Here is a 7,189-nt window from a genome sequence, read left to right on the forward strand (position 1 = left end):
CCGCTGGTGGGACGCCGATGCCGACGACTACCACCGCACGCACGCGGAGTTCCTCGGCGTGGACTCACCCGGTGGTGAGTTCGTGTGGTGCCCGGAGGGGCTGCACGAGGGCGACGTGCATCTGCTCGGCGAGGATCTGGCGGGCAAGCGCGTCCTGGAGATCGGCTGCGGGTCCGCGCCCTGCGCGCGCTGGCTGACCGGTCAGGGCGCCTACGCGGTCGGGTTGGACCTGTCGATGGGGATGCTGCGGCGCGGGCTGGCGGCGATGACGGCGGGCGGGCGGCGGGCGCCGCTGGTGCAGGCGGGCGCCGAGGCGCTGCCCTTCGCCGACGAGTCCTTCGACGCGGCCTGCTCGGCCTTCGGCGCGGTGCCCTTCGTGGCCGACTCGGCGGCGGTGATGCGGGAGGTCGCGCGCGTGCTGCGGCCGGGCGGGCGCTGGGTGTTCTCGGTGAACCACCCGATGCGCTGGATCTTTCCCGACGATCCCGGCCCCGGCGGGCTGCGCGCGACCATGCCCTACTTCGACCGCACCCCCTATGTCGAGGTCGACGCCGACGGCGAGCCGACCTATGTGGAGCACCACCGCACGCTCGGCGACCGGGTGCGCGAGATCGTCGGCGCCGGCCTGGTGCTGGACGACCTGGTGGAACCGGACTGGCCGGAGTGGCTCGAGCGCGAGTGGGGCCAGTGGAGCCCGCGGCGCGGGCAGAGCAACCCCGGCCCCGCGAACTACGCCCCCCCCACGCCCCCCGGCCGGCGGCGCCCCCGGCCGGCCACCGGCCGGGTCCGTCCCCCTCGGTTCCGCACGCGCCCCCGCGCACGCACTCGTGCCGTCACTCCTGGTCGGACGCGCCTTCCCCGGACTTCGCCTTCGGTTTGCGCCCGGCCTGCTCCAACGCCAGCCGCAGGGCGTACTCGATCTGCGCGTTGACGCTGCGCAGGTCGTCGGCGGCCCACCGAGCGATCGCCTCGTGGACGGCCGGGTCGAGCCGCAGCAGCAGCTTCTTCCGCTCGGGCACGGCGGCGGTCAGTTGTAGAGCGTTCCGGCGTTGACCACCGGCTGGGTCGCGCGATCACCGCACAGCACCACCAGCAGGTTGGAGACCATGGCCGCCCGGCGCTCCTCGTCGAGTTCGACCACCCCCTGCTCGGTGAGCCGATCCAGCGCCATGCCGACCATCCCGACGGCTCCTTCCACGATGTGCGCCCGTGCGGCGACCACCTGCGCCGCCTGCTGACGTACCAGCATGGCCTGAGCGATCTCCGGCGCGTACGCCAGGTGGGTGATGCGTGCCTCGACAACCTCGATGCCCGCCATCTCGGTGCGCTCGCGCAGCTCGACGGTCAGTTCCTCGGCGATCTCGGCGCCGTCGCGCAGGCTGGTGCGCCCGGCGTCGTGGGCGTCGTAGGGGTGGGTGGTGGCCAGGTGCCGGACCGCCGCCTCGGACTGGGTCTCCACGTACTCCTCGTAGTCGTCGACCGCGAAGGCCGCCTTGAAGCTGTCGACAACCTTGTAGACCACGACCGCGCCGATCTCGACCGGGTTGCCGTCGGCGTCGTTGACCTTCAGCTTCTGGGTCTCGAAGTTGCGCACCCGCAGCGAGATGGACTTGCGATCGGTCAGCGGGACGACCGAGTAGAAGCCGGGCTCGCTCACCGAGCCGATGTAGCGGCCGAAGAACTGCACCACCTTGGCCTCGTTCGGATTCACCACGGTCAGGCCGCTCGCCAGCAGCAGCAGGACGGCGATGCCGACGCAGGCCGCGATGGCGGCGACCAGCGCTGGCACGTTCTCCCCACCCGCCGCGGCCACGAACCCGAGCGCGGCGGCGCCGCCGAAGACGAGCAGCAGCACCAGCAGCGCGATCAGGACCAGAAAACCGTTGACCCGCGCCGCGGAGCGGAACTCCATGACAACCTCCCGGAATATCGAAGTGATATCACCACGATAGCACGGGGTGCGCGGGCTCACACCGCCCCCGAACGCGGACGAGCCCCGGAGGACTTCCGGGGCTCGTGCCGTGCTGCCGATTCGGATCGGCTGGATCGGATCGGCTAGAGAAGACGAGACAGGAACGCCTTGGTGCGCTCGTGCTCGGGCTCGGCCAGCACCTTGCGGGGCGGACCCGACTCCACCACCACCCCGCCGTCCATGAAGACCAGCTGGTCGGCGACCTCCCTGGCGAAGCCCATCTCGTGGGTCACCACCACCATGGTCATGCCGCTGTCGGCGAGCTCGCGCATGACGGTGAGCACCTCGCCGACCAGTTCCGGGTCCAGCGCCGAGGTCGGCTCGTCGAAGAGCATCAGCTTGGGGTCCATCGCCAGCGCGCGGGCGATGGCGACGCGCTGCTGCTGACCGCCGGACAGCTGCGCCGGGTAGGCGTCGGCCTTGTCGGCCATCCCGACCCGCGCCAACAGCTCACGACCCCGCTCGAGCGCTCTGGCCTTGGGCACCTTCTTCACCTGGGTCGGCGCCTCGATGATGTTCTCCAGCGCGGTGCGATGCGGGAACAGGTTGAAGTGCTGGAACACCATGCCGATGTCGCGGCGCTGCCTGGCCGCCTCGCGCGGGTGCAGTTCGTAGAGCTTGTCGCCCTTCTGCCGGTAGCCCACCAGCTGCCCGTCGACGTAGAGCCTGCCCGCGTTGACCTGCTCTAGGTGGTTGATGCAGCGCAGGAAGGTGGACTTGCCGGAACCGGATGGGCCGATCAGGCACAGCACCTCCCCGCGCGCGACCTCGAGCGAGACGCCCTTGAGCACCTGCAGCGCGCCGAAACTCTTGCACACCCGTTCGGCGCGGATCATCGGGACCGGCGCGTCGGCCGTTGCTGTCATTTCGCGATATCCGGTTTCTGTGCGTCGGCCAGTGCCCGCAGTTGCTTGGCGGTCAGCTGCCGTGACACACCCCGCGAGTAGTGCCGTTCCAGGTAGTACTGCCCGACCATGAGCACGCTGGTGATGGCCAGGTACCAGGTGGCGGTCACCAGCAGCAACGGGATGGGCTGGAAGTTGACGCCGTAGATGTCGCGGGCGCGGCCGTACAGGTCGGTGCTCAGCGGGATGGCGGTGACCAGCGAGGTGGTCTTGAGCATGCCGATCAGCTCGTTGCCGGTGGGCGGGATGATGACGCGCATGGCCTGCGGCAGCACGGTGCGCCGCATGGTCTGCGCCCAGGACATGCCCAGCGCCACCGAGGCCTCGCGCTGGCCCTCGCCCACCGAGTTGATGCCGGCGCGCACGATCTCGGCCATGTAGGCCGCCTCGTTGAGCCCGAGGCCGATCACCGCGAAGGCGAACGCGGCCTGCAGGCTCTGGACGTCGAACTCCACGAAGCTCGGCCCGAACGGCACCCCGAGCACGATCTGCTTGTACAGCGAGGGGAACAGTCCCCAGAACACCAGCTGCACGAACACCGGGGTGCCGCGGAAGACCCACAGGTAGACCCAGGCCGTGGCGCGCAGCACCGGGTTGGGCGACAACCGCATCACCGCGAGCACCGTGCCGAGCACGATGGCGATGAGCATGGCCAGCACGGTCAGCTCCAGGGTGACCGCCGCGCCCGCCAGAATGCGGGTGTCGAACAGGTACTTGGCGTAGGTGTCCCACTTGTAGGCCGGATTGGTGGCCGCGCCGTAGACGAACAGCCCGAGCAGCACCAGGATGATCGTCGCGGCGATCCAGCGCCCCGGCCTGCGCAGCGGGACCGCCTGGATCGGCTCCGGCCCGAGCTCCCGCGCGGCGTCGTCGGTGGCGGCCATGGGTCAGCCCACGGCCCCGTTGATCACCGATTCGGTGATGGCGCCGTCCTGCACGCCCCAGTTCTCGGTGATCTCCACGTACTGCCCGTTGGCGATCAGGTGGTTGACGGCGGCCTGCAACGCGGCCGCCAGCGGCGAACCCTTCTGCACCGCGTAGCCGTAGGGCGCGGAGTCGAACACCGGGCCCGCCAGCTCGATCGCGCCCTCGCTCTGCTTGACCGCGTAGGCGGTCACCGGGGAATCCGCCGACATGGCGTCGACCTGGCCCTGCACCAGCGCGTTGGTGGCCGCGCTCTGCTCGTCGAAGGCCTTGATGTCGATGGGCGCCTTGCCCTCGGCGACGCACTTGTCGCTCTTGGCGGGCACCTCGTCGGTGTGCTCGACCGTGGTGGCCTGCACCGCGACCCGCAGGCCGCAGGCGTTGTCGGGGTCGACGGGCTTGCCGGTCTGCTGGGCCCACTGGATGCCCGCGTTGAAGTAGGTGGCGAAGTCGACCTGCTCCTCGCGCTCCTTGGAGTCGGTGATCGAGGACATACCCACGTCGTAGGTGCCCGCCTGGATCGCCGGGATGATCTTCTCGAAGGCCGACTCGACGTACTCGGCCTCCACGCCGAGCACCGCGGTGACGGCGTTCATCAGGTCCACGTCGAAGCCGACGATCTCGCCCGAGGCGTCCTTGTACTCGTTCGGCTGGTACGGGATGTTCACGCCGATGACCAGTTTGCCCGCCTGCCTGATGTCCTCCGGCAACGTCGCGGCGATCTCCGGCACCTCGGACACCTCGACCTTGGCCACCTCGTCACCGGTTCCCTCGGTGTTGGTGGTGCACCCCGCGAGCACGAGAGCGCCGCCGAACACCGCACACATCGCCTTCACACCCGGCCTGCCGAACACGGAACGAACAGACACAGCACCCTCCACAGTCTCCGTAGGTGAAACCGCTCGTTCACCACACGGTCGCAATGTAAGCGAGACTCGACGTTCGCGCTGGACAGTAATGCAAGCGAAACAGAACGCCCGGGATCTCGCCGCGCCCGTGGCGGGTGGTCACGGGCGCATGCCGCGCAGATAGACCTCCACGAGCCACTGTTCGTGGTCGTCGAGTTCCGGGATGCGCGCCGCGGGCAGCGGGCGCGTGATGGTCGCCAGGCCGAGCTGGAAGCGGGTGGCCGAGACGTCGGCACGAACCAGGCCCGCCCGCCGCGCCGTGTCGAGCACGCGCTCGACGGCCGCGACCACCTCGGCGCGGAAGGCGGCGAAGTCCGAGGAGTTCGGTCCGTCGACGGCGTGCGCGGCGAGTTCGGGCATGAGCGCGCCCGGCCGCAGCGCGGCCATGTCCCGGACGAAGGCGGCCCAGCCGGTCCCGGCGTCGGCGGCCATCTCGGTGGCGGCGCGTTCGGCGACGGCGACGATGGAGTCGCGGAAGTCGGCGGCGACACCGAGCAGCAGGTCGTCACGGGTGGGGAAATGGCGGTACATGGTGGCGATGCCGACCCCCGCCTCCTCGGCGATGAGATTCACCGACACCTTGGCGCCGCCTGCGGCGATGAGCCGTCGCGCCGCCGAGATCAGCGCGGCCCTGTTCGTTCTGGCATCGACCCGCACGAGGCACCCCGTTCCGTCACAGCGACTGGACAACCCTACCAACCGGAGTAATATACTCCGATTATAAGCGGAGCGATTTACTCCCCTTAGGAAAGGTCACCGTGCTGCCCACCCCGAATCCCGACAAACCGCCCGCCGGCCCCAGGGCGCTGCTCGCGGTCGTCCTCGGCCTCACCGCCGCGGTCTGCCTGATGCTGCTGGCCTTCGCCGCCCCCGCGCTGAACTCCGGCCCGCACGACCTGCCCCTGGCGGTCTCCGGTCCCGAGGCCGCGGTCCAGCAGTTGCGCGACACGCTGACCGAACGCGATCCCGGCGCGTTCGCGCTCACCACCTATACCGACCCCGAGGCGGTCGCGGAGGCCATCGAGGCCCGCGCGGCCATCGGCGGCATCTCCTTCACCGACGCGGGCACGATCGTGCAGACCGCCTCGGCCGCGGGCTCGCCCTACGCCGGCCTGCTGAAGACCGTGGGCGCGGGACTCGAGGCCGACGGCCTGCCGGTCACCTACATCGACGTGGTGCCGCTGCCCGCCGGCGATCCGGCGGGCTCGGGCATCTCCGCGCTGGCGCTGCCACTGGCCTTCGGCGGCATGGCCTCGGCGGCCGTGCTGGTCACCCTGTTCAACCGCAACCGGGCGCTGCGGGTCACCGGCGCGATGGTCTTCTCCGCGCTGGCCGGTATCGCCGCCACCGCGGTGCTGCACGGGATGGGCGCGCTCGGCGGCATGTTCTGGCCGACCGCCGCCGGCGTCGGTCTCGGCATCGCCGCGATCTCGCTGACCGTGCTCGGCCTGGAGTCCCTGCTCGGTTTCGCCGGGCTCGGTATCGGCGGCCTGGCCATGGTGTTCATCGCCAATCCGTTGTCCGGGGTCGCCACCGGCCCGGACTGGCTGCCGCGACCCCGGGGCGCGATCGGCCAGTCACTGCCCATCGGCGCGGCGGGCACGGTCATCCGCTCGGCCGCGTTCTTCGATTGCGCGGGGTCGGGGCGGTCGGTCCTGGTGCTGCTCGGCTGGATCGCGCTCGGCCTGATTCTCGTCGCGCTGTCCGCCCGTCGCGCCGCCCGCACGGGGAACGCCGACACCACCACTGCGCACTCCCCCGCCCAGCAGTCCCCCGCTCATGCGCCCGGCGGCGGCGAGTCCGGGCGGTCGGCCGCCGTCGAGGCCGCGCCCGCGGACGACCGCGAGGAGCCCGCGCCCCAGCCCGCCTGAGCGCGTGACCAGTGTCTTCCCACCGGATCTCACGAATAAGTGAATGGCGATTCTCGCCCTGGGCTAGGCTCGGACCGACGGTTCCGGGGGCTGGGAACCGAGGTCGAGTGAAGTGGAGATCGCAGTGGGTAAAAGGGTGTCACCACGGGAGTTGGTGCGGACCGCGGCAGACGGGGTCACCGCGCTGAGAGTGCTCAGCAAGCGCGGCATGATCAACCCGCTCCAGCCCGCCGAGACCCTGCGCACCATGCGCGACTCGGAGATCTACGGCCCGTTCACGACCGTGTTGCGCCACGCCGTGCGGGTCCACGGCGAGAAGCCCGCCGTCGTCGACGAGCGGGGCACCTTGACCTTCGCCGAGCTGGACCGGCTCTCCGACGCCCTGGCGCGCGGCCTGGCCGCCGCGGGGCTCGGGGCCGACACCGTGCTCGCCTCCCTGTGCCGCGACCACCGCGGCATGATCCTGACCATGCTGGCGGCGGGCAAGCTCGGGTCGCGGCTGGTGCTGATGAACACCGGCTTCGCCAAGCCGCAGCTGGCCGACGTGGCGGTCCGCGAACAGGTGCGCGCCATCCTCTACGACGACGAGTTCACCGACGTGGTCTCCGC

General features: G+C 70.7%; 8 protein-coding genes and 1 pseudogene. 3 read left to right on the top strand and 6 right to left on the bottom strand.

Translation table 11 applies throughout. From position 1 onward, the window contains the following. A pseudogene (locus tag QH283_RS30195) lies at positions 1-748 on the top strand (class I SAM-dependent methyltransferase); the annotation flags it as partial. 85 nt (positions 749-833) lie between these two features. On the opposite strand, the gene QH283_RS17565 reads toward QH283_RS30195, so the two are convergent. The 6 genes from QH283_RS17565 to QH283_RS17590 all read right to left on the bottom strand — a co-directional run bounded on the left by QH283_RS17565 (position 834) and on the right by QH283_RS17590 (position 5,366). Next, positions 834-1,019, bottom strand: a complete 186-nt coding sequence (locus QH283_RS17565) for a toxin-antitoxin system HicB family antitoxin (RefSeq protein ID WP_280504072.1) — start codon at positions 1,017-1,019, stop codon at positions 834-836. Positions 1,020-1,027: 8 nt separating this feature from the next. Continuing rightward, complete coding sequence (locus QH283_RS17570) at positions 1,028-1,912, bottom strand: SPFH domain-containing protein (protein WP_280504073.1); 885 nt, start codon at positions 1,910-1,912, stop codon at positions 1,028-1,030. A 143-nt stretch (positions 1,913-2,055) separates the two neighbouring features. Continuing rightward, on the bottom strand, positions 2,056-2,808 hold the full coding sequence (locus QH283_RS17575) for an amino acid ABC transporter ATP-binding protein (RefSeq protein WP_280504078.1): 753 nt from the start codon (positions 2,806-2,808) through the stop codon (positions 2,056-2,058). A 26-nt stretch (positions 2,809-2,834) separates the two neighbouring features. Further along, positions 2,835-3,761, bottom strand: coding sequence for an amino acid ABC transporter permease (locus tag QH283_RS17580; RefSeq protein ID WP_280504074.1), 927 nt, complete (start codon positions 3,759-3,761; stop codon positions 2,835-2,837). A gap of 3 nt (positions 3,762-3,764) precedes the next feature. Further along, positions 3,765-4,628 carry an ABC transporter substrate-binding protein gene (locus QH283_RS17585; RefSeq protein ID WP_280504079.1) on the bottom strand — a complete coding sequence of 288 codons (864 nt, stop codon included), beginning with the start codon at positions 4,626-4,628 and terminating at the stop codon, positions 3,765-3,767. 180 nt (positions 4,629-4,808) lie between these two features. Next, a complete protein-coding gene (locus QH283_RS17590; protein ID WP_280504075.1) occupies positions 4,809-5,366 on the bottom strand; it encodes a TetR/AcrR family transcriptional regulator in 558 nt (185 codons plus the stop codon). A 101-nt stretch (positions 5,367-5,467) separates the two neighbouring features. Here QH283_RS17590 and QH283_RS17595 point away from each other — a divergent pair, with 101 nt between their 5' ends. Together QH283_RS17595 and QH283_RS17600 are read left to right on the top strand one after the other, a co-directional pair. Next, on the top strand, positions 5,468-6,580 hold the full coding sequence (locus QH283_RS17595) for an ABC transporter permease (protein ID WP_280504076.1): 1,113 nt from the start codon (positions 5,468-5,470) through the stop codon (positions 6,578-6,580). Between the two features lie 154 nt (positions 6,581-6,734). Next, positions 6,735-7,189, top strand: a 455-nt coding sequence (locus QH283_RS17600; protein WP_280504077.1) for an AMP-binding protein, incomplete at its 3' end; no start/stop codon positions are given.

It is taken from the genome of Nocardia farcinica, from assembly GCF_029867845.1.
In the GTDB taxonomy this organism is placed as follows: Bacteria; Actinomycetota; Actinomycetes; order Mycobacteriales; family Mycobacteriaceae; genus Nocardia; species Nocardia farcinica_A.